The 25,774-nt window shown below is 68.5% G+C and carries 26 protein-coding genes; 14 read left to right on the top strand and 12 right to left on the bottom strand.

Going from position 1 to position 25,774, the window contains the following annotated elements:
• The first annotated feature begins 90 nt into the window (after positions 1-90).
• Positions 91-2,730, top strand: coding sequence for a transglycosylase domain-containing protein (locus ACWD1U_RS07765; protein ID WP_451105379.1), 2,640 nt, complete (start codon positions 91-93; stop codon positions 2,728-2,730).
• Between the two features lie 118 nt (positions 2,731-2,848).
• Entirely contained in the window at positions 2,849-4,360 is a 1,512-nt protein-coding gene (locus ACWD1U_RS07760; protein ID WP_451105779.1) for a glycosyltransferase family 87 protein, read from the top strand.
• A gap of 85 nt (positions 4,361-4,445) precedes the next feature.
• Here ACWD1U_RS07760 and ACWD1U_RS07755 read toward each other — a convergent pair whose 3' ends face one another.
• The 3 genes from ACWD1U_RS07755 to ACWD1U_RS07745 all read right to left on the bottom strand — a co-directional run bounded on the left by ACWD1U_RS07755 (position 4,446) and on the right by ACWD1U_RS07745 (position 7,155).
• Positions 4,446-5,477: an alanine racemase gene (locus ACWD1U_RS07755; protein WP_451105377.1), complete on the bottom strand. Its 1,032-nt coding sequence runs from the start codon at positions 5,475-5,477 to the stop codon at positions 4,446-4,448.
• A gap of 82 nt (positions 5,478-5,559) precedes the next feature.
• Positions 5,560-6,681, bottom strand: a complete 1,122-nt coding sequence (femX, locus tag ACWD1U_RS07750) for a peptidoglycan bridge formation glycyltransferase FemX (RefSeq protein WP_359765362.1) — start codon at positions 6,679-6,681, stop codon at positions 5,560-5,562.
• 168 nt (positions 6,682-6,849) lie between these two features.
• Positions 6,850-7,155, bottom strand: a complete 306-nt coding sequence (locus tag ACWD1U_RS07745; RefSeq protein WP_451105375.1) for a hypothetical protein — start codon at positions 7,153-7,155, stop codon at positions 6,850-6,852.
• A 263-nt stretch (positions 7,156-7,418) separates the two neighbouring features.
• Here ACWD1U_RS07745 and rpsF point away from each other — a divergent pair, with 263 nt between their 5' ends.
• From rpsF to rplI, 4 genes are all read left to right on the top strand, one after another.
• Complete coding sequence (gene rpsF / locus ACWD1U_RS07740; protein ID WP_030237450.1) at positions 7,419-7,709, top strand: 30S ribosomal protein S6; 291 nt, start codon at positions 7,419-7,421, stop codon at positions 7,707-7,709.
• Between the two features lie 71 nt (positions 7,710-7,780).
• Entirely contained in the window at positions 7,781-8,368 is a 588-nt protein-coding gene (locus ACWD1U_RS07735) for a single-stranded DNA-binding protein (protein WP_451105373.1), read from the top strand.
• A gap of 45 nt (positions 8,369-8,413) precedes the next feature.
• Positions 8,414-8,650, top strand: a complete 237-nt coding sequence (gene rpsR / locus ACWD1U_RS07730) for a 30S ribosomal protein S18 (protein ID WP_003949403.1) — start codon at positions 8,414-8,416, stop codon at positions 8,648-8,650.
• Positions 8,651-8,668: 18 nt separating this feature from the next.
• On the top strand, positions 8,669-9,115 hold the full coding sequence (gene rplI, locus ACWD1U_RS07725) for a 50S ribosomal protein L9 (RefSeq protein WP_451105371.1): 447 nt from the start codon (positions 8,669-8,671) through the stop codon (positions 9,113-9,115).
• Positions 9,116-9,275: 160 nt separating this feature from the next.
• On the opposite strand, the gene ACWD1U_RS07720 is transcribed toward rplI, so the two are convergent.
• Positions 9,276-10,613 carry an MATE family efflux transporter gene (locus tag ACWD1U_RS07720; protein ID WP_451105369.1) on the bottom strand — a complete coding sequence of 446 codons (1,338 nt, stop codon included), beginning with the start codon at positions 10,611-10,613 and terminating at the stop codon, positions 9,276-9,278.
• A gap of 460 nt (positions 10,614-11,073) precedes the next feature.
• Between ACWD1U_RS07720 and dnaB the strand changes: the two genes are divergently transcribed.
• The 3 genes from dnaB to ACWD1U_RS07705 all read left to right on the top strand — a co-directional run bounded on the left by dnaB (position 11,074) and on the right by ACWD1U_RS07705 (position 15,075).
• Positions 11,074-12,555, top strand: coding sequence for a replicative DNA helicase (dnaB, locus tag ACWD1U_RS07715; RefSeq protein WP_451105367.1), 1,482 nt, complete (start codon positions 11,074-11,076; stop codon positions 12,553-12,555).
• 169 nt (positions 12,556-12,724) lie between these two features.
• A complete protein-coding gene (locus tag ACWD1U_RS07710; protein ID WP_451105365.1) occupies positions 12,725-13,447 on the top strand; it encodes a VOC family protein in 723 nt (240 codons plus the stop codon).
• 242 nt (positions 13,448-13,689) lie between these two features.
• Positions 13,690-15,075, top strand: a complete 1,386-nt coding sequence (locus tag ACWD1U_RS07705) for a serine hydrolase domain-containing protein (RefSeq protein ID WP_451105363.1) — start codon at positions 13,690-13,692, stop codon at positions 15,073-15,075.
• 57 nt (positions 15,076-15,132) lie between these two features.
• On the opposite strand, the gene ACWD1U_RS07700 is transcribed toward ACWD1U_RS07705, so the two are convergent.
• Both ACWD1U_RS07700 and ACWD1U_RS07695 read right to left on the bottom strand, forming a co-directional pair.
• Positions 15,133-15,585: an N-acetyltransferase family protein gene (locus tag ACWD1U_RS07700; RefSeq protein WP_451105361.1), complete on the bottom strand. Its 453-nt coding sequence runs from the start codon at positions 15,583-15,585 to the stop codon at positions 15,133-15,135.
• Positions 15,586-15,624: 39 nt separating this feature from the next.
• Entirely contained in the window at positions 15,625-16,089 is a 465-nt protein-coding gene (locus ACWD1U_RS07695) for a MarR family winged helix-turn-helix transcriptional regulator (protein ID WP_451105359.1), read from the bottom strand.
• A gap of 141 nt (positions 16,090-16,230) precedes the next feature.
• On the opposite strand from ACWD1U_RS07695, the gene ACWD1U_RS07690 reads away from it, so the two are divergent.
• Positions 16,231-17,439: an MFS transporter gene (locus ACWD1U_RS07690; protein WP_451105357.1), complete on the top strand. Its 1,209-nt coding sequence runs from the start codon at positions 16,231-16,233 to the stop codon at positions 17,437-17,439.
• A gap of 66 nt (positions 17,440-17,505) precedes the next feature.
• A complete protein-coding gene (locus tag ACWD1U_RS07685) occupies positions 17,506-17,928 on the top strand; it encodes a GlcG/HbpS family heme-binding protein (protein ID WP_451105356.1) in 423 nt (140 codons plus the stop codon).
• Between the two features lie 64 nt (positions 17,929-17,992).
• Here the strand turns inward: ACWD1U_RS07685 and ACWD1U_RS07680 are convergent, their stop codons facing one another.
• Positions 17,993-18,859, bottom strand: coding sequence for a GNAT family N-acetyltransferase (locus tag ACWD1U_RS07680; protein ID WP_451105354.1), 867 nt, complete (start codon positions 18,857-18,859; stop codon positions 17,993-17,995).
• Positions 18,860-19,441: 582 nt separating this feature from the next.
• Here ACWD1U_RS07680 and ACWD1U_RS07675 point away from each other — a divergent pair.
• On the top strand, positions 19,442-21,037 hold the full coding sequence (locus ACWD1U_RS07675; protein ID WP_451105352.1) for a globin domain-containing protein: 1,596 nt from the start codon (positions 19,442-19,444) through the stop codon (positions 21,035-21,037).
• 9 nt (positions 21,038-21,046) lie between these two features.
• Here ACWD1U_RS07675 and ACWD1U_RS07670 read toward each other — a convergent pair whose 3' ends face one another.
• From ACWD1U_RS07670 to ACWD1U_RS07650, 5 genes are all read right to left on the bottom strand, one after another.
• Positions 21,047-21,529 (bottom strand): NUDIX domain-containing protein, encoded by a 483-nt coding sequence (locus ACWD1U_RS07670; RefSeq protein WP_451105350.1) that lies wholly within the window; start codon positions 21,527-21,529, stop codon positions 21,047-21,049.
• Positions 21,530-21,617: 88 nt separating this feature from the next.
• On the bottom strand, positions 21,618-22,523 hold the full coding sequence (locus ACWD1U_RS07665) for a LysR family transcriptional regulator (protein WP_451105348.1): 906 nt from the start codon (positions 22,521-22,523) through the stop codon (positions 21,618-21,620).
• A 197-nt stretch (positions 22,524-22,720) separates the two neighbouring features.
• The gene (locus tag ACWD1U_RS07660; RefSeq protein ID WP_451105346.1) at positions 22,721-23,989 is read right to left on the bottom strand and encodes a cystathionine gamma-lyase; all 1,269 of its coding nucleotides are present in this window, start codon (positions 23,987-23,989) and stop codon (positions 22,721-22,723) included.
• Entirely contained in the window at positions 23,986-24,477 is a 492-nt protein-coding gene (locus ACWD1U_RS07655) for a low molecular weight protein-tyrosine-phosphatase (protein ID WP_451105344.1), read from the bottom strand. Before ACWD1U_RS07655 ends, ACWD1U_RS07660 begins: the two co-directional genes overlap by 4 nt.
• A 5-nt stretch (positions 24,478-24,482) precedes the next feature.
• Positions 24,483-24,860, bottom strand: a complete 378-nt coding sequence (locus tag ACWD1U_RS07650) for a phage holin family protein (protein WP_451105342.1) — start codon at positions 24,858-24,860, stop codon at positions 24,483-24,485.
• 60 nt (positions 24,861-24,920) lie between these two features.
• Here ACWD1U_RS07650 and ACWD1U_RS07645 point away from each other — a divergent pair, with 60 nt between their 5' ends.
• The gene (locus ACWD1U_RS07645; RefSeq protein WP_451105340.1) at positions 24,921-25,238 is read left to right on the top strand and encodes a cupin domain-containing protein; all 318 of its coding nucleotides are present in this window, start codon (positions 24,921-24,923) and stop codon (positions 25,236-25,238) included.
• A gap of 163 nt (positions 25,239-25,401) precedes the next feature.
• A complete protein-coding gene (locus ACWD1U_RS07640) occupies positions 25,402-25,614 on the top strand; it encodes a DUF5326 family protein (RefSeq protein WP_030048440.1) in 213 nt (70 codons plus the stop codon).
• The last annotated feature ends 160 nt before the right edge of the window (positions 25,615-25,774 follow it).

Below are 25,774 nucleotides of genomic sequence, written 5' to 3'. Positions count from 1 at the left end.
AGCCCACCACATCCGTACTTCGGGGGGACCGGAAACAAGCCGCCGTTTCCAGGCGCGCAGGGGTGCGCCTGCCCGAGGAGTAGTCGTTCGATGAGCGAGCACCGTCGCAAACCGCCGCAGCCGCAGGGAGGCGGACGTGCCTCGGCCCGACGCGGCCAGTCCGGCTCGTCCTCCGGTCGCCGCGCGGCACCGCGAGGCGCCACCGAGTCTCCATCCGACTCCTATGGGTCGGGCTCCTTCGGCTCGGGGGGTGAGGAGCGTCAGTACGGCGGCCGTGCCGAGGCCCGGCGTGCGGCGCAGAGAAGCACGGGCGGCAGCCGCCGCAGAGCGGCCGAACCGGCCCGGGGCGGCCGGCGTGCCGCTCCTGGCGGGAGGGGACGCGCGGCCGCCGTCCCCGACAAGGGGCGGCTGATCGACTACCCGCGGGCCGGCAAGTACGGCTGGCAGCGCTGGCTGCCCTCCTGGAAGCTCGTCTCCGGCCTGTGCATCGGCTTCGTCGGCAGCATGATGGCCGTGGCGGGCATCGGCTACGCCATGGTGGGCGTTCCCAATGAGGAGAACGCGGCGGCCATGTCGCAGAACAACGTCTACTACTGGGCCGACGGCAGCCAGATGGTCGCGGCGGGCAGTGGTCAGAACCGGCAGAACGTCACGATCGACCGGATCCCCGATGCCATGGAGTGGGCGGTGATCTCGGCCGAGAACAAGAGCTTCTACAAGGACAAGGGTGTCGACCCCATGGGTATCGCCCGCGCCTTGGCGAACATGGCTCGGGGTGGCGACACACAGGGTGGTTCGACGATCACCCAGCAGTTCGTCAAGAACACCTACCTGAGCCAGGAACAGTCGATCTCCCGCAAGTTCAAGGAGATGTTCATCTCCATCAAGGTGGGCACGAAGCTCGACAAGCCGACGATCCTCCAGGGCTACCTGAACACCTCGTATTACGGCCGCGGCGCCTACGGCATCCAGGCCGCCGCCCAGGCCTACTACGGCAAGAACGCGGACAAGCTCGAGCCGAGTGAGTGCGCCTTCCTCGCCGCCCTGCTCAAGGGCCCCACGTACTACGACCCCGCAGGTAACGACGGCATCGACAAAGCGGCGACCGCCGACGCCAACAGAAAGCGCTCCGAAGCGCGCTGGCGCTGGATCCTCGAGCAGATGCACAACGACAAGAGGCTCACGGACACGCAGTACCAGGACGCGATCAAGGAGTACCCCATGCCCCAGGGTCGCAAAGCGACCAAGGGCATGACCGGCCAGATCGGCTACCTGGTGGACACGGCCAAGAAGTACGTGCTGAACCACTCCGACATCTCGGAGAAGCGGTTCGATCAGGGCGGCTACCAGATCAAGACGACCTTCGAGAAGGACAAGGTCGAGGCGCTGACCAAGGCAGTCAAGCAGGTCGAGAAGGAGAAGCTCGACCCGGAGAACCGGGAGCTGGACAAGCATGTCCAGTTCGGCGCGGCGTCGGTGAAGCCCGAGGACGGCGCAATCGTCGCCCTCTACGGTGGTGCAGGTTACGAGAAGGGCCACTTCAACAACAACGCGGACACTTCGGGTGTCCCCGTCGGTTCGACGTGGAAGCCGTTCGTGCTCGCCGCCGCGATGGAGCATGGAACGTACCGGAGCGATGGGGTCGGCGTTTCGCCACTGAGCAAGTACAACGGCAACGACAACCTGAAGGTCAGGAAGCCGGACGGCAGCTATTACCTGCGCAAGGACAACTCGATCTTCCGGCAGCAGAACGAGAGCGACCACCGCTGGGGCTACATCACCCTGCGCAAGGCGATGGAGCAGTCGGTCAACACGCCGTTCGTGCAGCTCGGCGTGGACGTGGGCATGTCGAAGGTGCGGGAGGTCGCCAAGCGGTCGGGGATCCTCGACCAGAGCATGGCGCAGGAACTCAACCCGTCGTTCGCGCTCGGTACGTCGACTCCCAGTGCCATCCGTATGGCCGACGCCTACGCGACGTTCGCCGCCGCCGGCAAGCAGGCAGCCCCGTACTCGGTGACCAGCGTCAAGCACAACGGGCAGGAGTTGGAAGGCTTCAAGAAGCCGAGGGTCACGAGGGCTATCCCCGAGATCGTGGCGAACAACGTCACGGACACTCTGGAGAACGTGATCCAGAACGGTACGGGTAAGAACGCGCTGTCCCTGGGCCGTACGGCTGCCGGTAAGACCGGTACGACGGACGAGAACAAGTCGGCCTGGTTCGTCGGCTACACCCAGCAGCTGTCCACCTCGGTCGCTATGTTCCGTGAGGACCCCAAGAGCGCCAAGCTGCTCTCCATGAACGGCACGGCGGGTGAGGAGTCCATCCACGGTGGTGACGTCCCCACGCTGGTGTGGACCGAGTACATGAAGGCCGCGCTGAAGGGCAAGCCCGACCTCGGCTTCCCGGAGGCCGAGGAAATCGGCGAGATCCAGCACGAGTTGGGTGCCCCGTCGCCGACCCCGACGCCCAGCGTGGAGCCCAGTGAGACCGTGACCGAGTCGCCCAGCGCCACTCCCAGCGAGTCCCCGACGGAGCCCTCGCCCTCGCCGAGCGACACCTGTGGGCTCTTCGGCTGTGAGAACGACGGCGGCACGGAGAACGGTGGCCCAGGCAACGGGGGCACAGACGGAGGGGCGAGCTCAGAACCCACGCCGACAGACACGAACCTGGACGGCGGCAACAGCAGAGGCAATGACAACGGAGGCATCTTCGGAGGCCCCAACGAATAGCCGACGATCACCCGGCTTGGGTGTTTCACATGAAACGAGGTGTTTCACGTGAAACAAGGGCCGCCGCACCCACTCGGGTACGGCGGCCCTCGGCGTATTGCCAGACTCGTACGGCAGGATGTGCGGCATGCCCAGTGCAGAATCGACGCGAGCAGGCGTCCACGAGCCCGAGCCGGTGCGGCCGACCAAGGAGGACGAGGTCGCCGCGGCCGGCAGCGAGCTGATCGGCGGTCCGCTCGGGCGGCGTGCCTTGGTCGGGGCGTCCTGGTGGACTCCGGTGCGGGTGATCGCGCTGGTGGCGATCGGCATGTTCGCCCTCGGCCTGGTCCAGAAGGCGCCCTGCTACAACGGCGCCTGGTTCTTCGGAGCCAGCTCGCAGTACACGCACGCGTGCTATTCGGACATCCCGCACCTCTATCAGGGGCGCGGCTTCGCCGACGGGCTCGTGCCGTACTTCGACAGGCTTCCCGGCGACATGCAGTACCTGGAGTACCCGGTGCTGACCGGTGTCTTCATGGAGGTCGCCTCCTGGCTCACGCCCGGCAGCGGCACCATCCAGTACCAGGAGCAGTGGTACTGGATGGTCAACGCCGGAATGCTCATGGTGTGCGCGTCCGTCATCGCCGTCTGCGTGACCCGCACGCATGCCCGGCGTCCTTGGGACGGTCTGCTGGTCGCCCTGGCTCCTGCCTTCGCGCTGACGGCGACCATCAACTGGGATCTGCTGGCGGTCGCTCTGACGGCCGCGGCGATGCTGATGTGGTCGCGGGGCCGTGCCCTCGCCTTCGGTGTCCTGCTGGGCCTCGCCACGGCCGCCAAGCTCTATCCCTTCCTGCTCCTGGGGCCGTTGCTGGTGCTGTGCTGGCGCGCGGGCAAGTGGCGTGAGTTCGGGACGGCTCTGGGCGGTGCGATCGTCGCCTGGGTGGTCGTGAACGGGCCGGTGATGCTCTTCGCGTTCGAGGGCTGGTCGAAGTTCTACACCTTCAGCCAGGAACGGGGCGTCGACTTCGGTTCCTTCTGGCTGGTCATGGCCCAGAACTCGGACAACCCGATCAGCACGGACACCGTGAACACGCTCGCCACGCTGCTCATGCTGGTGTGCTGTGCGGCCGTCGCGGCGCTCACACTGACCGCCCCGCGCCGCCCGCGGTTCGCCCAGCTCGCGTTCCTGATCGTCGCGGCGTTCATCCTCACCAACAAGGTCTACTCGCCGCAGTACGTCCTGTGGCTGGTGCCGCTGGCAGCTCTCGCGCGGCCCAAGTGGCGGGACTTCCTGATCTGGCAGGCCTGTGAGGTGGCGTACTTCCTGGGGATCTGGCTGTACCTCGCGTACACGACCAGCGGAGAGGCCCACAAGGGGCTGCCCACCGACGGCTACCACTGGGCCATCGGCCTGCATTTGCTCGGGACGCTGTACCTGTGCGTCATGGTCGTGCGCGACATCTTCCTGCCGGACCGGGACCCGGTGCGCAGGTCCGGCGACGACGATCCCTCGGGCGGGGTGCTCGACGGTGCGGAGGACGCCTTCGTCCTCGGTCCTGCGGCCCGGCCACGACAGCACGAGGCTGCTCGGTTCGACGGGCCACCGGTCGAGTGGGGCAGGCAGGGCCCCGCGGGCGGTTCGCTCTGAGCGAACGCCCCTGCGGAGCTCGCCGGGCAGCGCAAAGGCCGTACACGACAAGCCGTGTACGGCCTTTGCGTTGAAACGGGGTCGGTCAGCGGTCCACAAGCCGGTCGAACTGCGTGGTGGTGTGCCGCAGATGGGCCACCAGCTCCTCGCCGACCTTCGGCTCCGGCGCGTCCGCGGGCACGAACAGGATCGAGACCTGCATGTGCGGCGGCTCGGCGAACCAGCGCTGCTTGCCGCCCCAGACGAACGGAGAAAGGTTCCGGTTCACCGTGGCGAGGCCGGCGCGGGCGACGCCCTTGGCGCGCGGCATGACGCCGTGCAGCGCCTTCGGGGCTTCCAGGCCCACCCCGTGCGACGTACCGCCCGCCACGACGACCAGGAAGCCGTCGGAGGCCGCCTTCTGCTGCCGGTAGCCGAAGCGGTCGCCCTTGGCGACGCGCGTGACGTCCAGGACCGCCCCGCGGTACTCGGTGGCCTCGTGGTCCCCCAGCCACAGCCGCGTGCCGATGCGGGCCCGGAACCGGGTCTGCGGGAACTGCTGCTGGAGCCGGGCCAGATCCTCGGCCTTGAGGTGGCTCACGAACATGGTGTGCAGTGGCAGCCGGGCCGCACGCAGCCGGTCCATCCAGCCGATGACTTCCTCGACGGCGTCCGAGCCGTCGGTGCGGTCCAGGGGCAGGTGGATGGCGAAGCCCTCCAGGCGGACGTTCTCGATGGCGGCGTGCAGCTGCGCCAGGTCCTGCTCGCTGATGCCGTGGCGCTTCATTGAGGACATCACCTCGATCACCACGCGGGCGCCGACGAGACCGTACACACCGTCTATCGACGAGACCGAGCGGATGACCCGGTCCGGCAGCGGCACAGGCTCCTCACCACGCCGGTACGGCGTCAGCACCAGCAGATCGCCGCTGAACCAGTCCTTGATCCGGGCGGCCTCGTACGTGGTGCCGACGGCGAGGACGTCCGAGCCCAGCCGTGTGGCCTCCTCCGCCAGCCGCTCGTGCCCGAAGCCGTAGCCGTTGCCCTTGCAGACCGGCACGAGGCCCGGGAACTGCTCCTGCACGTGCTTGTGGTGCGCCCGCCAGCGCGCGGTGTCGACGTAGAGCGTGAGCGCCATGGCCGGACCTGGAACCTTTCTCATGGTTGCCGTGAAGCAGCGGTTGCCGTGTTTCAGAGGTATAGAAGCACTGAACGGGACATCAGCGGCGCGACATGTAGATGTCGAGCGCCTTGTGCAGCAGCTTGTTCAGCGGGAAGTCCCACTCGCCGAGGTACTCGGCGGCCTGACCGCCCGTGCCCACCTTGAACTGGATCAGGCCGAAGAGGTGGTCGGTCTCGTCCAGGGAGTCGGAGATGCCGCGCAGGTCGTAGACGGTGGCGCCGAGCGCATAGGCGTCGCGCAGCATCCGCCACTGCATGGCGTTCGAGGGCCGGACCTCACGGCCGATGTTGTCGGACGCGCCGTAGGAGTACCAGACGTGCCCGCCGACGATCAGCATCGTCGCGGCCGACAGGTTCACGCCGTTGTGCCGGGCGAAGTACAGCCGCATGCGGTTGGGGTCCTCGGTGTTGAGGGCCGTCCACATACGCTGGAAGTACGACAGCGGGCGCGGCCGGAAGTGGTCGCGCACGGCCGTGATCTCGTACAGCCGCTGCCATTCCTCGAGGTCCTGGTAACCGCCCTGGACGACCTCGACACCGGCCTTCTCGGCCTTCTTGATGTTACGGCGCCACAGCTGGTTGAAGTTCTTGTGGACCTCTTCCAGGGAACGGTTCGCCAGCGGCACCTGGTAGACGTAGCGCGGCTGAACGTCGCCGAAGCCGGCGCCGCCGTCCTCGCCCTGCTGCCAGCCCATGCGGCGCAGTTTGTCGGCGACCTCGAAAGCGCGCGGTTCGATGTGGTCGGCCTCGATGTCGCGCAGGCGCTTGACGTCCGGGTTCTGGATGCCCTGCTTGATGGAGGCGGCCTCCCAGCGGCGGATGATCACCGGCGGGCCCATCTTCACGGAGAAGGCGCCCTGCTGCTTCAGGTGCGCCAGCATCGGCTCGATCCACTCCTGCAGATTCGGCGAGAACCAGTTGATGACCGGGCCCTCGGGCAGGTAGGCGAGGTAGCGCTTGATCTTGGGCAGCTGCCGGTAGAGGACCAGACCGACACCGACCAGCTCGCCCGTCCGGTCGTCGAACCAGCCGAGGTTCTCGGAGCGCCACTCCGCCTTGACATCAGCCCAGGCCGGGACCTGCATGTGGCTCGCCGACGGCAGGCTCTGGATGTAGGCCAGATGCTGCTCTCGACTGATGGTCCTCAGGGTCAGGCTCATTCGGGGCGCTCCTCGGGCTGGTGTGTCCCCATGGGGTCAGGGGCTCCGGCTCTCGCGCGAAGCCTACTGCGCCTGGGGAGCGCGCCGGTTGGGCGTACGGGACCTTCGCCCCGGCCCGAGGGCGGCCGGGGCGTGAGCCGATGTTCCGAAGAGGAGGGTGCCCTGGCGTCAGCCGATGAGGCCGCCGTGCGCCATGCCCAGGAAGAACCCGACGCCTGAGGCGCCCAGGCCCAGGATCAGGCCGAAGCGCTCCCGGGTCGTCTCCGAGATCCAGTGGCCGTACGCACCCGTGAGGATGCCCACCAGGCCGGCCCAGGAGCTGAGCAGATGCAGGTCGTCGTCGATGATCGCCGTGAGGAACGACGTGAGGCCCAGCACCAGGGTCACCGCGAGCAGGGTGTCCTGGAGGGGGTGGGACTTGCCGTCCGTGGCGAACAGACCGCCGGCGGTGTTGGGTCGCAATGCCTGTGCCATAGGGCACCTCCTGCGAAGTCGGCGCATCGTAGCGCCATACACACCCGATGTGTACAGATTGGCTGCCCGGGCGGCCGGATTTCAACCGCAAGCCACCGTGCGGGTACTCTGTACCCTCCGCACCGGTGTCTGCCCATGTCATGGCGAGGGCTTCTCCACAGAACCCCTGATTGTCAGTGGTGGCCGATACCGTTGCCTACGCATCACAACCCTCCTGCCACGGAACGACCGTGGCCGCTGAGTCCAAAGGAGGTGGGTTCCACATGCGTCACTACGAGGTGATGGTCATCCTCGACCCCGACGTCGAGGAGCGCGCTGTCTCCCCGCTGATCGAGAACTTCCTCTCTGTCGTCCGTGACGGCGGCGGAAAGGTCGAGAAGGTCGACACCTGGGGCCGTCGTCGTCTCGCGTACGAGATCAAGAAGAAGCCCGAGGGCATCTACTCGGTCATCGACCTGCAGGCCGAGCCTGCGGTCGTCAAGGAGCTCGACCGCCAGATGAACCTGAACGAGTCGGTCCTCCGGACCAAGGTCCTCCGTCCCGAGATGCACTGAGCTTCCACGCTCAGCTGATCCCGGGATTCGAGTAGCAAGCAGCCAGAGCAAACCCGCCGAGAGGTTCCCCCATGGCAGGCGAGACCGTCATCACGGTCGTCGGCAATCTTGTCGACGACCCCGAGCTGCGCTTCACCCCCTCCGGTGCGGCGGTCGCGAAGTTCCGTGTCGCGTCCACCCCCCGCACCTTCGACCGTCAGACGAACGAGTGGAAGGACGGCGAGAGCCTGTTCCTGACCTGCTCGGTCTGGCGTCAGGCGGCGGAGAACGTCGCCGAGTCGCTCCAGCGAGGCATGCGCGTCATCGTGCAGGGCCGGCTGAAGCAGCGGTCCTATGAGGACCGTGAGGGCGTCAAGCGCACGGTCTACGAGCTGGACGTCGAGGAAGTCGGCGCCAGCCTGCGCAACGCCACGGCCAAGGTCACCAAGACCACCGGCCGCGGTGGCCAGGGCGGCTACAGCGGCGGCGGTGGCGGCGGCCAGGGTGGCGGCGGCTGGGGCGGCGGCCCCGGCGGCGGTCAGCAGGGCGGCGGCGCTCCCGCCGACGACCCGTGGGCTACCGGCGCCCCTGCCGGTGGCAACCAGGGCGGCGGCAGCGGCTGGGGTGGAAACTCCGGCGGCGGCGGTGGTGGCGGCTACTCGGACGAGCCCCCCTTCTAAGGGCGGGTTCGCACCCACACTTCTTGATCACACAGGAGAATCACCATGGCGAAGCCGCCTGTGCGCAAGCCGAAGAAGAAGGTCTGCGCTTTCTGCAAGGACAAGGTCACGTACGTGGACTACAAGGACACGAACATGCTGCGGAAGTTCATTTCCGACCGCGGCAAGATCCGTGCCCGCCGCGTGACCGGCAACTGCACGCAGCACCAGCGTGACGTCGCCACGGCCGTCAAGAACAGCCGTGAGATGGCGCTGCTGCCCTACACGTCCACCGCGCGATAAGGGAAGGGTGACCGACACATGAAGATCATCCTCACCCACGAGGTCTCCGGCCTCGGCGCTGCGGGCGACGTCGTCGACGTCAAGGACGGTTACGCTCGCAACTACCTGATCCCGCGGAACTTCGCGATCCGCTGGACCAAGGGTGGCGAGAAGGACGTCGAGCAGATCCGTCGTGCTCGCAAGATCCACGAGATCCAGACCATCGAGCAGGCCAACGCTGTGAAGGCCCAGCTCGAGGGTGTCAAGGTCCGTCTGGCCGTCCGCTCCGGCGACGCCGGTCGTCTCTTCGGTTCCGTCACCCCGGCCGACATCGCTTCGGCGATCAAGGCCTCCGGTGGCCCTGAGGTCGACAAGCGCCGCATCGAGCTGGGCGCGCCGATCAAGACGCTGGGCGCTCACGAGACGTCCGTGCGTCTGCACCCCGAGGTTGACGCCAAGGTCAGCATCGAGGTCGTCGCGGCCTGAGTGTCGCGCTCACTGAAGCAGTGAGCGAGGGGGGCCGCACCCTTCGGGGTGCGGCCCCCCTCGCCGTGTCTGCGGGACTTCGATGTTTCACGTGAAACGGTGCGTTCTGCGGGGCACACCGTGTTTCACGTGAAACAGGCGGTGTTCCAAGTGGAAACGGTCAGCGCGTCGCGCCCGTGACGATCCAGCGGCCGGAGCGGGTACGGACCCACAAGGTCAGCATGCGCACGGTCATCATGAGCGTCATCGTGGCCCAGAGGGCGGTGAGCCCCCCGCCCAGCACCGGAACGAGCAGGGCGACCGGGGCGAAGACCGCCAGGGTGAGCAGCATGGCCCAAGCCAAGTAGGGGCCGTCGCCGGCGCCCATCAGGACTCCGTCCAGGACGAACACGATGCCGGAGATCGGCTGCGAGAGGGCGACGATGACCAGGGCGGGCAGTGCCACGTCCTTGACCGACGGGTCGCTGGTGAACAGGGGCAGGAATGCCGGTCGGGTGAGGACCACCAGCACACCGAGGGCGACCCCGACGGCGATCCCCCATTCCACCATGCGACGGCACACGTCGCGGGCGCCTTGGGTGTCACCGGCTCCGAGGTAGCGGCCGATGATGGCCTGCCCGGCGATGGCGATGGCATCGAGGGCGAACGCCAGCAGGTTCCACAGGGACAGGATGATCTGATGGGCGGCGATGTCGGCATCTCCGAGCCGTGCGGCGACCGCCGTGGCGATCAGCAAGATCGCCCGCAGGGAGAGGGTGCGGACCAGAAGGGGCACACCGGCTTGCGCCGAGGCCCTGATGCCGGCCGCGTCCGGACGCAGGGAGGCACCGTGCTTGCGTGCGCCCCGCAGCACCACCACGAGGTAGACCCCGGCCATGCCGCACTGGGCGATGACGGTACCCCATGCGGAGCCGGCGATGCCCAGATCGGCGCCGTAGACGAGACCCACGTTGAGCACGCCGTTGGCGACGAAGCCGCCGATGGCGACGTAGAGCGGAGTCTTGGTGTCTTGCAGGCCGCGCAGGACGCCGGTCGCGGCGAGGACGACGAGCATGGCCGGTATGCCGAGCACGGAGATGCGCAAATACGTGATCGCGTACGGGGCGGCCGCGTCCGAGGCACCGAAGAGGTCCACGAGATGGGGTGCCGTCGGCAGGGCGGTGGCGACGACGGCAGCGCCTAGAAGCAAGGCCAGCCACATGCCGTCCATGCCCTGGCGGATGGCGGTCCGGAGATCACCGGCGCCGACTCGGCGGGCGACTGCCGCCGTCGTGGCGTAGGCGAGGAAGACGAAGACGCTGACGGCGGTCATCAGCAGGGCCGAGGCGACGCCGAGTCCGGCGAGTTGCGCTGTGCCCAGATGGCCCACGATGGCGGTGTCGGCCATGAGAAAGAGGGGTTCGGCGACGAGGGCGCCGAAGGCCGGCACGGCCAGCGCGACGATCTCTCGGTCGTGCTGTCTCCGGCCGCTGCGGCGGCGCACGGGGGCCTGTGTCATGTGCACCAATCTAATCGTCCACAGGTAAGAGATGCAAAGCTTTTCTGACCCTTACTTGCCGTCAGGTCGTGCGTACTGCTGTGCACCATTCGAAGCGATCTTGGGCCGCAGGGAAAAGTTTTTCTTCTGCACAGCCGGTGGACGGCGAAGTTCCAGGTCAGAGGGGTTTCCTTGGTGGGGATCGCCGCTTGTTCACAGGGCTGTCCACCGGGTCGTGCACAGGTTTCGCGGAGTTCTCCACAGCATCTGGGCCGTCGTCCACATGGCCTGTGGATAACCAGATTGGCTGACGGTGCCGACGGGCCTACGGTAGTCCGGCGCCCGCTCCGTCCGCCGGTTTTCAAAACGCCACAAAACCGGCGCCCGTCAACCGGAGTTGGGCCTCTTATTTGTCAGTGCCGTGCCGTAGAACAGAGGGGCACGGCGAGGTCTGCTGCGGCGGACGGGAGGAGGTGGCTCGGTGAGTATTTCCGAGCCCTTGGACGACCCGTGGGCCGACAGCGGTCCCAGTGATCGTCTGCCCGCCTCCCGCCGACGTGGTGACGGAGCCCGGGGCCGCGACGAGCAGCACGAGCGCGGCAGGGACAACGGGGTGTGGGACGGCGGCTCGGGCCCGTCGTTCGAGCGGGTTCCGCCCCAGGACATCGAGGCCGAGCAGTCCGTTCTCGGCGGCATGCTCCTGTCCAAGGACGCCATCGCCGATGTCGTCGAGATCCTCAAAGGCCACGACTTCTACAAGCCGGCTCACGAGACGATCTATCAGGCCGTCCTCGACGTCTACGCCAAGGGCGAGCCGGCCGACCCCATCACGATCGCTGCCGAGCTCACCAAGCGTGGCGAGATCAACAAGGTCGGCGGGGCCTCGTATCTGCACACCCTCGTCCAGACGGTGCCCACGGCGGCCAACGCGGCCTACTACGCGGAGATCGTCCACGAGCGTGCGGTCCTGCGCCGCCTGGTCGAAGCGGGTACGCGCATCACGCAGATGGGATACGCGGCCGACGACGACGTCGACGAGATCGTCAACCGCGCCCAGGCGGAGATCTACGCGGTTACCGAGCAGCGCACCAGTGAGGACTATCTGCCGCTCGGCGACATCATGGAGGGTGCGCTCGACGAGATCGAGGCGATCGGCTCACGCAGCGGCGAGATGACCGGTGTTCCCACCGGGTTCACGGACTTCGACTCGCTCACCAACGGCCTGCACCCGGGCCAGATGATCGTCATCGCGGCACGTCCCGCCATGGGTAAGTCCACGCTCGCGCTGGACTTCGCGCGAGCGGCCTCCATCAGGAACAACCTGCCGAGCGTGATCTTCTCGCTCGAGATGGGGCGCAACGAGATCGCGATGCGCCTGCTGTCCGCCGAGGCTCGAGTCGCCCTGCACCACATGAGGTCCGGCACGATGACGGACGAGGACTGGACGCGACTGGCCCGGCGGATGCCCGACGTCTCGGCGGCGCCGCTCTACATCGACGACTCCCCGAACCTGTCGATGATGGAGATCCGCGCCAAGTGCCGCCGCCTCAAGCAGCGCAACGACCTGAGGCTGGTCGTCATCGACTACCTCCAGCTGATGCAGTCCGGTGGGTCCAAGCGGGCCGAGAGCCGTCAGCAGGAGGTCTCGGACATGTCCCGAAACCTCAAGTTGCTGGCCAAGGAGCTGGAGGTCCCGGTCATCGCGCTCTCCCAGCTGAACCGTGGTCCCGAGCAGCGCACGGACAAGAAGCCGATGGTCTCCGACCTGCGTGAGTCCGGCTCCATCGAGCAGGACGCCGACATGGTCATCCTGCTGCACCGCGAGGACGCCTACGAGAAGGAGTCGCCGCGTGCCGGCGAGGCCGACCTGATCGTGGCCAAGCACCGAAACGGCCCGACGGCGACGATCACGGTCGCCTTCCAGGGCCACTACTCACGTTTCGTGGACATGGCGCAGACCTGATCCGGTGCCGGTGTGGGTTCCCAGACCACGGGTCCTCCTTTCCCACCGGCGACGTCCACCGTGTGGCTAATGGGGGGGTATGGGATTCATGCCGTGATTCAGTTGACCGGGCGGCACCGGCTGGGCAGGCTCCACCACGAGCCGCCTGCCCCTACCGGAAGACCTACGGATGACTTCTCACCTGCACGCGCTCTGTTTCGATGCGCACGACCCGCTGAGTCTCGCGCGCTTCTGGGCGGACTTTCTTTGCTGGGAGACAGCCGAGGACTCCTCCGGCGGCATCACACTGCTTCCCAGCGATGACACCGGGTTCCGGCTCCGCTTCCTCCCGACCCAGGAGCGGAAGACAGGCCAGAACCACATGCACTTCGATCTGACGAGCAAGTCCCTCGACGACCAGAAGCAGGTGGTGGAGAGGGCGCTCCAACTCGGCGCCCGGCACATCGACATCGGTCAACGCCCGGAGGAGGGGCATGTGGTGCTCGTCGACCCCGAGGGCAATGAGTTCTGTGTGATCGAGCCGGGCAACAAGTTCCTCGCCGAGTGCGGCTTCATCGGAGCGCTGGCGGGCGATGGTTCGCAGGAGACCGGATACTTCTGGAGTCGAGCGCTGGGCTGGCCATTGGTCTGGGACCAGGACCAGGAGACCGCGATCCGTTCACCGCGCGGTGGTCCGAAGGTCACGTGGGGTGGTCCGCCCCTGATGCCGAAGACGGGGAAGGAACGGCTGCACTTCGACCTCGCTCCACCGGCCGGCAGTGACCAGCAGACGGAGGTCGATCGGCTCGTCTCCCTCGGGGCAACGCGCATCGACATAGGCCAAGGGGACGTCGACTGGGTGGTGATGGCCGACCCCGACGGTCACGAGTTCTGTGTGCTGACCCCCCGGTAGGCCGCGGAGGGGGTGGGTGCGTGAAGACCAGGGACTCCGGGCAGCACGAGGGTCGCTGACACCACTTGACGGAACGCCATCAGGAAATGGACACAACGACGGGACGAGACCCTGTGGACACCTGATGGAACGGAGGCGGAAACCGATGGTCGGAGCGACGTCAGTGGTCAAGCCGACGCGGAACCGACAGCCTGCGGCGAAATGAGGTCGACTCGCGGGGCCGGGCCGGGTGGACTTGGGCCATGACGACACCTGAGGAAGAACTGCTTCCCGCAACGCGTCGTGCGTTGCTGCACCGCATCGCCGTGGCACAGACCGAGGGGCGGGCACCGTCACTGGTCGCGGCCGTCGTCCGGGACGGGCGGGCGGTGTGGCACGGTGGCCGGACCTCGGTGGACGGGCACGCGCCCGACGAGCACGTCCAGTACCGCATCGGCTCGATCACCAAGACCTTCACCGCCGTTCTCGTGATGCGCCTGCGTGACGAGGGGGTGCTCGGACTCGGGGATCCCTTGGACAAGCACGTGCCGGGCACCGGCGTGGGGGAGGTGACGATCGCCGAACTGCTCGCGCACACCGGCGGGTTGGCGGCCGAGTCGCCCGGGCCGTGGTGGGAGCGCACGCCGGGGTCCCTGCGGCCGGAGCTGTCCGACATCCTCGGGGAGCAACCCCTTCTGCACCCCGTCGGCCGACGGCACCACTACTCGAATCCTGGCTACACCCTGCTGGGCGCGGTCGTGGAGGAGCTGCGGGGAACCTCCTGGGAGGAGGCACTACGGCGTGAAGTGCTCGAACCGCTGGGGCTCGACCGGACGGGCGTACGACCGCAGGACCCGCATGCGGGCGGTTGGGCCGTACACCCCTGGGCCGACGTGCTGCTGCCCGAGCCCGCCGAGGACCTCGGGCGTATGGCATCGGCAGGCCAACTCTGGTCGACGACGGAAGACCTGGCCCGTTTCGCGGCCTTCCTGGTGAGGGGCGACAAGAGGGTGTTGAGCGCCGAGTCCTTGCGGGAGATGCGGGCCCCGGCCGCGCCGGCGGAAGCGGCGGACGTGATGTCCGGGGACAGCTACGGCTTCGGCCTGCAGATTCAGCGTCGGTACGGCCGGCTGCTCGTGGGACACAGCGGATCCCTGCCGGGTTTCCTGGCGAGTGTGACCATCAGTGTGGAGGACGATGTCGCAGCGGTCGTGCTGGCCAACTGCACCTCCGGCCCTCTGGTGTCCGGGGTCGCCGCCGATCTCGTCCGTATCGTCGCCGAGGCGGAGCCGCGCATCCCCGCTCCGTGGAAGCCGATGCGTGAGGTCGAGCCGTCGGTACTGGAGTTGACAGGCCAGTGGTACTGGGGGACGTACGCCTTCGCCCTGCGGCTTGCGGCCGACGGGTTCGCCTCGCTGGAGCCGCTGTCCGGCAACGGGCGCCGTTCACGGTTCCGCCCGAACGGCGACGGGACCTGGACCGGCCTGGAGGGCTACTACGCCGGAGAGCTACTGAAGGCCGTCCGGCGGCCGGACGGGTCCGTCAGTCATCTGGACCTCGGCTCGTTCGTGTTCACGCGGCAGCCGTACGACGAGGGGGCCTCGGTGCCGGGCGGGGTCGATCCCGAAGGGTGGCGCGGGATCGGATAGACGGTGGATGCGCCTGGCGCCCTGTTTCACGTGAAACAGGGCGCCAGGCACATCCGGTCACAGCTGAAGTTTGAAGCCCGTGTGGGAGGCCGTGAAGCCGAGCCGTTCGTAGAAGCGGTGGGCGTCGGTGCGGGTCGTGTCGGAGGTCAGCTGGACCAACTGGCAGCCCTGGTTCCGGGATTCGCCGATCGCCCACTCGATGAGCTGGGTTCCCAGGCCACTGCCACGCTCATCGGCATGGATACGGACGGCTTCGATGACCGACCTGAGGGCGCCACGCCGCGACAGCCCCGGAATGATCGTGAGCTGGAGCGTGCCGACGACGCGGCCCTCCCGTACCGCCACGACCAGGTGCTGGTTCGGGTCGGCGCTGAGCCGCTCCAGCGCGGTCAGGTACGGGGCGAGGTCGTCCGGCGACTCGCGCTGGGCGCCCAGGGGGTCGTCAGCGAGCATGGCGACGATGGCCGGAACGTCGTCGGAGACGGCGGCACGTATCTCAAGATCTCCCATGACCGCACCGTACGCTGAGACGCCCCGTACGCAGGCGGGTCATGCGGCCACCGAGGCCTTCAGCGTCTCGACGACCCGGACCAGCGGGGCCAGCTCCGGATTCTTCACCGCCTCGTCGAGGGCTTGGCGCAAGGCGGCGTCATTGGTCGGCCGGGCCGCGTCCAGCAGCTCCAGGCCCGCCTCGGTGACGTTCGTGTAGATGCCCCGCCGGTCGGTGGGGCACAGGTAGCGCTCCAGGAGACCGCGATCCTCGAGCCGGGTGACCAGACGCGTGGTGGCGCTCTGGCTGAGGACGACCGCGTCGGCCACCTGCTTCATCTGCAAATGACCTCCGTCCCCGTCGTGCTGTCGGCTGAGCACGTCCAGCAGGGAGTACTCGCGCACGCTCAGGTCGTGCTTCGCCTGCAGGGCGCGCTCGATATGGGCCTCGATCCTCCCGTGGAGAAGGGAGAGGGCGCACCAGCTCTGGGCGAGAGCGGTGAGCGCGGGGTCCGTCGCTGTCATTGGCGATTCCTCCGTCCCGGAGCGGCTGACCTCAAGGATAGGGCAGCGCAGAAATAGTCGGCTGTTGCGTATAGCCAGCGTCTGCAACTATTGTCGCCGCACGTAAAGCGCTCCTGCAATCTTCTGGAAGGTGACTCCTCCATGCCTCTCGCGCTTCTGGCCCTCGCGATCGGGGCCTTCGGGATCGGAACGACAGAGTTTGTGATCATGGGCTTGCTGCCCGAGGTCGCAGGCGACTACGGGGTCTCCATCCCCACCGCCGGCCACCTGGTGACCGGCTACGCGCTCGGTGTCATGTTCGGCGCCCCGCTGATGACCGTGCTCGGCACCAAGGTCTCCCGCAAGCGGATGCTCATGCTGCTGATGGGCCTGTTCATCGTCGGCAACCTGCTCTCGGCGCTCGCCCCGGCCTTCGCCGTCATGCTGATCGGCCGGATCATCGCCTCGCTGGCCCACGGCGCCTTCTTCGGCATCGGCTCGGTCGTCGCGGCCGACCTCGTCGCCCCCGACAGGAAGGCCGGAGCCATCGCGATGATGTTCACCGGTCTGACCGTCGCCAACGTCGTCGGCGTCCCACTGGGCACCCTCGTCGGGCAGTCCGTCGGCTGGCGGGTGACCTTCGGCATCGTTGCCGCCCTCGGCGTCGTCGGCCTGGCCGGCATCGCCCGGCTCGTTCCCGACATGCCCAAGCAGGAAGGCGTGCGCCTACGGCACGAGCTGGCCGCCTTCAAGAACGTGCAGGTGCTGCTCGCGATGGCGATGACCGTCCTCGGCTTCGGCGGTGTCTTCGCGGCCATCACCTACATCGCGCCGATGATGACCCACGTCGCCGGCTTCGCCGACGGCTCCGTCACCTGGCTGCTCGTCCTCTTCGGCCTCGGCATGGTCGGCGGCAACCTCGTCGGCGGCAAGTTCGCCGACCGCGCCCTGATGCCCATGCTGTACGTCTCCCTGGGCGCCTTGGCCGTCGTCCTGGCGCTGTTCACCCTCAGCGCGCACGACAAGGTGCTCTCGGCCGCCACCATCGCGCTGATCGGCGCCCTGGGCTTCGCCACCGTGCCGCCGCTGCAGAAGCGGGTCCTCGACCAGGCGCATGGTGCCCCGACCCTGGCCTCGGCCGTGAACATCGGTGCCTTCAACCTCGGCAACGCCCTGTCCGCCTGGCTCGGCGGCCTCGTGATCGCGGCGGGTCTTGGCTACACGGCCCCCAACTGGGTCGGAGCTGCCCTGGCTGCCGGCGCCCTGGTGCTGGCCTTCTTCTCGGCTGCCCTGGAGCGCCGCGGCGGTGCCGCCACCACCGTCGTCACCGGATCCGCACCGGCCGAGCACCCGGCCGCTGTCCACCACTGAGCACCCGGCCCGCCCGGGCCGACCCCGCCCCACAGCACCACCAGCAACTCCTCAGAAAGCCCCCTCATGAGCACCACCATCGCAGTCGCCCCGTTGACCAGCCAGGACGCCGACATCCTCGTAGCCGCCGCCCGTCGTGCCGCCGAGGCCGCAGGCGTCACCATCAGCGTCACGGTCCTGGACGCGGGCGGGCACCTGCTCGCCTTCCGGCGGGACGACCGGGCCGTGCTGATCTCCGGCGAGACCAGCACTCGCAAGGCCTACACGGCCCTCCAGCTGAACGCGCCCACCGCCGACCTCGTCGACGCCGTCCAACCCGGAGGCCCCTTCCATACGCTGCCGACCGCACTCGACCGGCCGCTGCTGTTCATCGCCGGTGGCGTGCCGATGCGCTGCGACGGCCGTCTGATCGGAGCGATCGGCATCGGAGGCGGTGCCCCGGAGCAGGACCACGCATTCGCCACGGCCGCCGTGGAGGCACTCGCCTGACCGGGCCCAGCAGCGCGACGACGCCGGTTACCCCGTCCCGTGGGGAGCCGGCGTCGTCGGCCCTTCAGCCCGCCGCGACCGTGACCGGCGCGAATCGCCGACTCCAGTCCCCGGGCAGCTCGGTGATCCCGTACGACATCACCGAGTTGAACGCGATGGAATGAAGCCCGCGTTCCTTCACCCAGGCGAGAAGTTCTTCGTGCCGCACATCGATGTCGGTGCGCAGGGGACGGTCGGTGCAGGCGGCGAGGGAGGCGATGAGCGCCTGGGCCGCCGACGTGTCGCGTGCGATGAGCGGGCCGACGACATGGGTGTTCATGTTCGGCCAAGCGGCTGCGTAGCCGATGATCCGCCCATTCTCCTCGGCGACGCGCAACTGGTCGGCGAAGGCGGGCAGCCGAGTGACGATGTGCGTGCGATCGGTCCCGAAAACCTGCTCGTCGAGCCGGAGGATCGTCGCGAGGTCCTCGGCGGTCGCCGCACGTGTGGCGACCTTCGGCTCCGGCCCGCCGGGAGTGAACTTCCCGCTCACCATCTCGGCCCGCCCGGTGACCTTGAAGCCGAGCTCCTCATAGAGGGGCCGGCCGTGCGGCGTTGCGTGAAGGGTGAGGGGGGTGGTGCCCATCGCGGAGACGACGTGGCGCATCAGGCGGCGGCCCACGCCTTGTCGGGCATGCCGCCCGGCCACCAGGACCATGCCGATCGCGGCGAGGGCGGGGTGCTCCTGCGGTCCGTATTCGGTGACGACGCAGGCGCTCACGAGGCCGCCGTCGGGGTCGTCGATGCCGTAGGCCTTCCCGGCTGTGAGCAGGAAGCCCCACTTGTGCTCCTCCCGTGGCCACCCCCGGTCCTCGGACAAGTCGGCGCAGGCGGCGAGATCGCGGAGCGTCAGACGGCGAATGGGCAGAGAGGCAAGGGAAGGAGTCGGCACGCAGGTCAGGCTGTCCGACAAGGCCCCCTGCCGTCCACCGCTTTCGGAGGAGACGCACGAGCTTTTGGCCAGTTGTAGCCGCATGCACAGCACGCGGACAGATGCTGGTTGTTTCACGTGAAACACGTAAGAACTTCGCGTGCCTGATCGAGGCGGTACATCAGCCTGTCCCGTCCGGTGGTTACCCGAACTGGGGGTTAGCGGCGTGCCCTCATTCGTGACGAGGGAAGGGGGGACTTGTGTACACAACGGTGGCCGGTAGGGTCCCGTCCGGGACGAGGTGCCCCATACCGCGCCCGGAGCGTGTGCAGGGCAATGGAGCCCAAGGGACGGAGCGATCGAAGACCCGCGTTTCTCGGTTCTGCGACGGCCGGCGAGGCGAGTGGAGAGCTCGATGGGAGTGACTGCGGCCAATGTCACACTCTCGCCTTACTTGTCCGTACGGAGCCGGAGTATGGGTTGAATGTGGCCGCATAGGCCACGACATGGAGGGGAACGCAGACCGTCCACGGGGGAAAGCAGGCACCTTCCCACTGGGGAAGTGCGCAGACCGACCGAAAGATGCTCGAGGCGAGGCACACCATGGACGCTCCGACCACCACGTCTGCCGACAACGGCACTTCTGGCGGCGGGGGCGGCTGGTTCACGCCCCGCAACAAGCCGACGACGGCGCCCGACGGCGAATCCGGGACGGCAGAAGGGCGTCGACCGGCCGCGATACGCCCGGTGGGCAGACGCACCACAGATCCGGAGGCGCCGACAGACGGCATGGCCGCCCCACCCGCCCCACCTGTCTCGACCGGCGCCGACGCGAGCACCGGTGCGTCTGACCAGGAGGCCCCATCCCTGGGCGCGATACCAGCCTCCACCGCCGCGCAGCGCACCCTCTCTCCCGCGGCCTCGAGCCTCGCCGCTGCCTCGGCGACAGGCCCCCTGCCCACAGCGCTCAGCCCGACGCCGTTCGCCTCCCCCGCAACTGCTGCCGCGGAGCCGCGCGTTCCCGCTCAGCGGCACGCCCTCGCATCGCCCCCGGGGCCGGCCGCCGACGCCGGGGCCGAGGAGGCGTCCCCCGACGCCCTTCTCATCCGCCGTGTCATGGCCGAGGTGGCCCCCGTGGCCGACAAGGTGACGTCGTACTTCTACGCCCTGCTCTTCGTCCGCCACCCCGACCTGCGGTCGCTGTTCCCGGCCGCGATGGACACCCAGCGGGACCGGCTGCTCAAGGCGCTGCTCACGGCCGCCGAGCACATCGACAACACCGACGTTCTCGTCGACTACCTGCAGAACCTCGGCCGGGGACATCGGAAGTACGGAACGCGGGCCGAGCACTACCCGGCCGTCGGTGAATGCCTCATCGGCGCGTTGAGCAAGTACGCCGCCGCTGTCTGGAACGAGGACATCGAGGCGGCCTGGGTTCGGGCGTACACCACGATCTCCCAGATCATGATCGATGCGGCGGCCGCGGACGAACTGCGTGCTCCGGCCTGGTGGTACGCCGAGATCGTCACGCACGACCTGAGAACCTCGGACGTCGCGGTCGTCACCGTCCGCCCCGACCAGCCGTACCCCTTCCTCGCCGGGCAGTACACGAGCCTGGAGACCCCTTGGTGGCCGCGGATCTGGCGGCACTACTCCTTCGCCTCGGCGCCCCGCTCCGACGGTCTGCTGTCGTTCCACGTGAAGGCCGTCCCGGCGGGCTGGGTCTCCAACGCCTTGGTGCACCGCGCCCGCCCCGGCGACGTCATCAGGCTCGGCCCGCCCGCCGGTGTCATGACCGTGGACCACACCACCGACAGCGGTCTGCTCTGCCTGGGCGGCGGCACCGGCATAGCGCCCATCAAGGCCCTGGTCGAGGACGTCGCCGAGCACGGGGAGCGCCGGCCGGTCGAGGTCTTCTACGGTGCCCGCACCGACCACGACCTGTACGACATCCACACGATGCTCCGCCTCCAGCAGACCCACCCCTGGCTCTCGGTTCGCGCGATCATCGACCAGCACGCTCAGCAGCAGCTTCCCGACGCGATCCGCGCCTTCGGGCCCTGGAACGAGTTCGACGCCTATCTCTCGGGCCCGCCCGGGATGATCCGCAGCGGTGTGGACACCCTGAGGGACCTCGGCATCCCGTCGGACCGCATACGGCACGACTCCGTCGAGGAACTGGTCGCGGCCGGGAACTGATCAGCCGGTTCAGCCCAGATCAGGGGCGTGCATGGCGCGCACGCCCTCGATGTTGCCGTCCAGGTAGTGCCGCAGCGACAGCGGGACGAGATGGACGGAGGCGATCCCGACCCGGGTGAAGGGCACACGCACGATCTCGTACTCGCCGACAGGCTCGTCCACCTCGGGGCCGTGGCGGAGGGAGGGGTCCATGGACGCCAGGTGGCAGACGAAGAAGTGCTGCACCTTCACGCCGGTCGCGCCGCCGTCGTCCCCGATGTGCTCCACGGTGTCGACGAAGCAGGGCACCACGTCGGTGATCTTGGCGCCGAGTTCCTCGTACACCTCTCGGTGCAGGGCGTCGACGACGGTCGGGTCGTCGGGCTCGACGCCGCCACCGGGGGTGAGCCAGTAGGGATCCATGCCCGGCTTGGTGCGCTTGATCAGGATCAGGTCGTCACCGTCCAGGAGAATGGCGCGGGCGGTGCGCTTGACCACGGGTCGGACGGTCATGGGGGAAATGTGGCCCGGCTGGTTCCACGTGAAACATCGCGAAATGTGACCGGCCGGTCTCCTGGAGTGAGGCGGTGTCCCGCGCGCCTCAGCACCAATCGCCCGCTGCCCTCTGCAACCACTCGTGCGCCCGCGCGATATGGGGCATCGCCAGTGTCCCGGTCCGCACCACCAGGAAGTACGTCCGCAGCGGAGGCACCGTCGGCGCGTGCAGGGCGACGATGTCACCCCGCTCCAAAGCGGCTGCGCACAGATACCGGGGCAGCACCGCCAACCCCGCCCCCGCGACGGCGCACGCCAGGACCGCGCGCAGGTCGGGTACGACGACCGTGCCCGGCGCGGCCGGGCGCGAGTCGAAGACGGAGGCCCAGTAGCGGGAGACGAAGGGCAGCGACTCGTGCACCTCCACCACGGGCACCTGCTCCAGGGCCGGTTCGGGCTTGCTGTCCTGCTCCCCGACGCCGAGCTGGTCGGCCCAGCGCGGGGCAGCGACCAGGACATGCTCCTCGTCGCAGAGCGCAGTCGCCTTGAGCAGGGCGCCGCGTGGCCGGGCCGTGCTGATGGCCAGATCGTGATGCCCGGCAGCAAGCCCTTCCAGTGTTTCCTCGGCGTTCCCGAAGGATGCGCGCAGAGCGAAGCCCTGGCCGTCCTCACCGGTCAGTTCCGTGAGGGCGGGCAGGGCTCGTTCGGCGGTGAACTCCGGAGGTCCGGCGAGGTGCAGCGTCCGTAAGGAGGAGTCGTCGTCGGGGCCGGTCTCCGTGATCTCCACGAGAGCGTCGAGATGCGGGGCGGCCTTGTGGGCGAGCTCGTCGCCGATGCTGGTCGGGGTCACGCCACGGGCCTGCCGCAGGAACAAGGGCCGGCCCAGCTGCCGTTCCAGCGTCCGGATCTGCGAGGTGACGGCCGGCTGGGAGAGACCCAGCAGGGCGGCGGCGCGGGTGAAGGAGCCGGCCCGGTGCACGGTCACGAAGGTCCGCAGCAAGGCCAGATCCACCGCACACTCTCCCCTCGTCGGCCCTCGCTCCCGGCTTCCCGGCCGTGCCCAACTATAAATAAGTCGATAGGTCTCTGTCGCTACCGTGATTGGACACTGACAGACAGTCAACTAGCCTTGGTCACGCGGTTCTTGCGCGCGGAACCGGGGGACGGTCCGAGCCACGAGGGGGGGAGGCTCGGACCGTCCGTAGGGGATCACACAGCCGACGCGTCCAACGCGCGCAGTACGTCCGCCACCAGGTCCTCAGGGTCCTCCGCGCCGACCGACAGGCGGATGAAGCCCTCCGGCACCGCGTCCCCGCCCCAGCGTCCGCGCCGCTCCGCCGTGGAGCGCAATCCGCCGAAGCTCGTCGCGTCGTCCACGAGCCGCAGCGCGTCGAGGAAACGGTCGGCGTGCCCGCGCGTGGGCAGCGTGAACGACACCACGCACCCGTAGCGCCGCATCTGCTGTGAGGCGATCTTGTGCGAGGGGTCGTCGGGGAGGCCGGGGTAGCGCAGCCCGGTCACCTCGGGCCGCTCGCGCAGCGCCTCGGCGACCGTCAGGGCCGTCGCACACTGCCGGTCGACCCGCATCTGCAGCGTCGCGATCGAACGGTGCGCGAGCCAGGCCTCCATGGGCCCGGGAATCGCGCCGACGATCTTGCGCCAGCGGCGTACGGCGGCCATGGCCCTGGCGTCGCGGCCGACGACGTAGCCCAGGAGGACGTCACCGTGGCCGGTGAGCTGCTTGGTACCGCTGGCCACGGCGAAGTCGGCGCCGAGCTCCAGGGGACGCTGGCCGAGCGGGGTCGCGAGGGTGTTGTCGACCGCCACCAGGGCACCACGCGCGTGTGCCGCCTCGGCGAGCCGCCTGATGTCGCACACGTCGAGTCCGGGGTTCGACGGGGTCTCGATCCACAGCAGCTTCGCGCCGTCCAGGACGTCGAGCTGGGCATCGCCGCCGGTCGGCGCGGTGCGCACCTCGATGCCGTACGCCTCCAGCTGGGCGCGGGCCAGGGGCAGCGCCTGGTAACCGTCGTCGGGCAGGACGCACACTTCACCGGTGCGCAGCTGGGAGAAGAGCACCGCCGAGATCGCGGCCATGCCGGAGGCGAAGGCGATCGTCTCGACATCGTCCTGGCCGGGTGCCTCCAGCTCGCCGATGGCGCGCTCCAGCAGCGTCCAGGTCGGGTTCTCGTCCCGGCCGTAGGTGTACGGGCCGGTGGGGTCGCCCGGCAGGTGGAAGTGGGCGGCGAACACGGGGCCGGGCAGGGTCGGCTCGTACTTCACCGGCTCGGGCAGCCCGGCCCGCACCGCTCGCGTGCCGTCCCCGGCGCCCGCGACCGCCTGGCCCGAGCCGGTCCCCGTCTGCCCCGACGGGGCCGCCGGTCGGCCCGCGGTGGTCCTCGAACGGTCCGCGTCGGGCGTCGCCCGGGCCGCGTCGCCCGTCACTCCACCGGCGTCACCCGTCGCGGCTTCGCTCATGCCACTCGTCCTTCCATGTCCTCGCGCACCGCGGCGAGCAGACCGGCGCTCGCCGCCTCCACCATCCCAAGGCACTCCTCGAAGCCCTCCGCACCCCCGTAGTACGGGTCCGGCACCTCGAGGTCGCCGCCGGCGGCGGGGTCGTACGAGCGCAGCAGTCGCACCTTCCGCGCGTCCTGCTCCGTCGGCGCGAGGCGGCGCAGCGCCGCGAGATGGCCGGAATCGAGGGCGATCACCAGGTCGAGGCGGGCGAACCACGAGGGCTGGAACTGCCGGGCCGTGTGGCCGGTGGCGTAACCGTTCCGATCGAGGACGGCCACCGTGCGCGGGTCGGCGCCGTCGCCCTCGTGCCAGCCGCCCGTGCCGGCGCTGTCGGTCTCCACCAGGCCGTCGAGACCGGCCTCCGCAACGCGCGCGCGGAAGACGATCTCAGCCATCGGGGAGCGGCAGATGTTGCCCGTGCAGACGAAGCAGACGCGGTACGTCATGCCGCTCAGTCCCCGTCGGGCAGGACGACGTTCAGCGCCCAGGAGACGACCGAGATGATCAGGCCGCCCAGGACGGCCGTCCAGAAGCCGTCCACGTGGAAGCTCAGGTCGAGCTGGTCGGCCAGCCACGAGGTGAGCAGCAGCATCAGCGCGTTGACGACCAGGGTGAACAGACCGAGCGTCAGGATCAGCAGCGGCAGGCTCAGCAGCTTGACGACCGGCTTGACCAGGAAGTTCACCAGGCCGAAGATCAGCGCCACGATGATCAGCGTGCCGACTTCCTTGCCCGTGCTGTCACCGGTCAGGGTGATCTTGTCGAGCAGCCACACGGCGACCGCCAGGGCACCCGCGTTGGCGATCGTCTTGACTAGGAAATTCTTCATGTGTCTGATCGTGGCAGACCTGATCGGACATGGGCACAAGAGGCAGGGGCGGACAAGGCGATGAAGGCATTCCGGCTGGACGAACTGGAGGCGGAGCGCGCCGCCAACGAGGGCGCCTATCTGCAGTTTCTCCGGGAGCAGAACATGTCGGTCGGTCTGTACGCCCTTGACGCGGGCGACCAGGATCCACAGAAGCCGCACAATCAGGACGAGGTCTACTTCGTCGTGAGCGGCCGGGCCGCGATCACCGTCGGCCTGGAGACGACCCAGGTGGCGCGCGGAAGCGTGGTCTACGTACCGGCGGGCGTCGCCCACAAGTTCCACCACATCACCGAGGACCTGAGGGTCCTGGTGGTCTTCTCTCCGCCGGAGAGGTGACGCGGCGTCTCCGGGTTCCCTAGGGGATCGGTCAGGGGAGGACAAGGGGTGCGAGGCCCCCGCCGGGCCCCTCGCGGACCTAGCATCGAGTGCAGGACATCAGAGATCCGCAAGACCGACAAAACCCGGCACTCGAACGGGCGGGAAGGTAAGGACGAGGGCGATGCGAGAGATCTTCGCGGGACTGCCGTGGTGGGTGAAGTGGATCGCGGTGCCGGTCATCGCCCTGGTCGTGTTCGGCGGGCTGATCGCCAGTGTGGTCGGCTTCGTCATCGGACTGCTCTTCAAGGTGCTGGTCTTCGTGGCGCTGGTCGGCGGACTGATCTACGTCGTACGGAAGTTCACGTCGAGTTCGTCCTCCCGCAGCGACTGGTGAGGTGGATGGGAAACCGGTGGGGGTAGTGGGAAACGCCTCGCATCACCGGTTCCCTCGGGCGAGGGAAGTTTCCCGGCGGGGCCGTCTGCGCGCGGTGGCTGACGAATAGAGTCCGGAACTCGACGCGGGGACATCCCCGCGAGCGCCGTACACCCCACCG

This window comes from Streptomyces sp. NPDC002788 (assembly GCF_053592115.1).
Note: the sequence above shows the minus strand (reverse complement) of the source record. Positions and strands in the feature narration are given on the sequence as shown.

Excerpts from the sequence above, each read along its gene's own strand:
- ACWD1U_RS07645 (WP_451105340.1), top strand. The coding sequence starts at position 24,921 with ATGAAGGCATTCCGGCTGGACGAACTGGAGGCGGAGCGCGCCGCCAAC.
- rpsF (WP_030237450.1), top strand. The coding sequence starts at position 7,419 with ATGCGTCACTACGAGGTGATGGTCATCCTCGACCCCGACGTCGAGGAG.
- ACWD1U_RS07650 (WP_451105342.1), bottom strand. The coding sequence starts at position 24,860 with ATGAAGAATTTCCTAGTCAAGACGATCGCCAACGCGGGTGCCCTGGCG.
- ACWD1U_RS07760 (WP_451105779.1), top strand. The coding sequence starts at position 2,849 with ATGTGCGGCATGCCCAGTGCAGAATCGACGCGAGCAGGCGTCCACGAG.
- ACWD1U_RS07685 (WP_451105356.1), top strand. The coding sequence starts at position 17,506 with ATGAGCACCACCATCGCAGTCGCCCCGTTGACCAGCCAGGACGCCGAC.
- rpsR (WP_003949403.1), top strand. The coding sequence starts at position 8,414 with ATGGCGAAGCCGCCTGTGCGCAAGCCGAAGAAGAAGGTCTGCGCTTTC.
- ACWD1U_RS07710 (WP_451105365.1), top strand. The coding sequence starts at position 12,725 with ATGACTTCTCACCTGCACGCGCTCTGTTTCGATGCGCACGACCCGCTG.
- ACWD1U_RS07690 (WP_451105357.1), top strand. The coding sequence starts at position 16,231 with ATGCCTCTCGCGCTTCTGGCCCTCGCGATCGGGGCCTTCGGGATCGGA.
- ACWD1U_RS07670 (WP_451105350.1), bottom strand. The coding sequence starts at position 21,529 with ATGACCGTCCGACCCGTGGTCAAGCGCACCGCCCGCGCCATTCTCCTG.
- ACWD1U_RS07720 (WP_451105369.1), bottom strand. The coding sequence starts at position 10,613 with ATGACACAGGCCCCCGTGCGCCGCCGCAGCGGCCGGAGACAGCACGAC.
- ACWD1U_RS07660 (WP_451105346.1), bottom strand. The coding sequence starts at position 23,989 with ATGAGCGAAGCCGCGACGGGTGACGCCGGTGGAGTGACGGGCGACGCG.
- ACWD1U_RS07745 (WP_451105375.1), bottom strand. The coding sequence starts at position 7,155 with ATGGCACAGGCATTGCGACCCAACACCGCCGGCGGTCTGTTCGCCACG.
- ACWD1U_RS07700 (WP_451105361.1), bottom strand. The coding sequence starts at position 15,585 with ATGGGAGATCTTGAGATACGTGCCGCCGTCTCCGACGACGTTCCGGCC.
- ACWD1U_RS07755 (WP_451105377.1), bottom strand. The coding sequence starts at position 5,477 with ATGGCGCTCACGCTCTACGTCGACACCGCGCGCTGGCGGGCGCACCAC.
- ACWD1U_RS07640 (WP_030048440.1), top strand. The coding sequence starts at position 25,402 with ATGCGAGAGATCTTCGCGGGACTGCCGTGGTGGGTGAAGTGGATCGCG.
- ACWD1U_RS07695 (WP_451105359.1), bottom strand. The coding sequence starts at position 16,089 with ATGACAGCGACGGACCCCGCGCTCACCGCTCTCGCCCAGAGCTGGTGC.
- ACWD1U_RS07735 (WP_451105373.1), top strand. The coding sequence starts at position 7,781 with ATGGCAGGCGAGACCGTCATCACGGTCGTCGGCAATCTTGTCGACGAC.
- ACWD1U_RS07655 (WP_451105344.1), bottom strand. The coding sequence starts at position 24,477 with ATGACGTACCGCGTCTGCTTCGTCTGCACGGGCAACATCTGCCGCTCC.
- ACWD1U_RS07675 (WP_451105352.1), top strand. The coding sequence starts at position 19,442 with ATGGACGCTCCGACCACCACGTCTGCCGACAACGGCACTTCTGGCGGC.
- rplI (WP_451105371.1), top strand. The coding sequence starts at position 8,669 with ATGAAGATCATCCTCACCCACGAGGTCTCCGGCCTCGGCGCTGCGGGC.
- ACWD1U_RS07765 (WP_451105379.1), top strand. The coding sequence starts at position 91 with ATGAGCGAGCACCGTCGCAAACCGCCGCAGCCGCAGGGAGGCGGACGT.
- femX (WP_359765362.1), bottom strand. The coding sequence starts at position 6,681 with ATGAGCCTGACCCTGAGGACCATCAGTCGAGAGCAGCATCTGGCCTAC.
- ACWD1U_RS07705 (WP_451105363.1), top strand. The coding sequence starts at position 13,690 with ATGACGACACCTGAGGAAGAACTGCTTCCCGCAACGCGTCGTGCGTTG.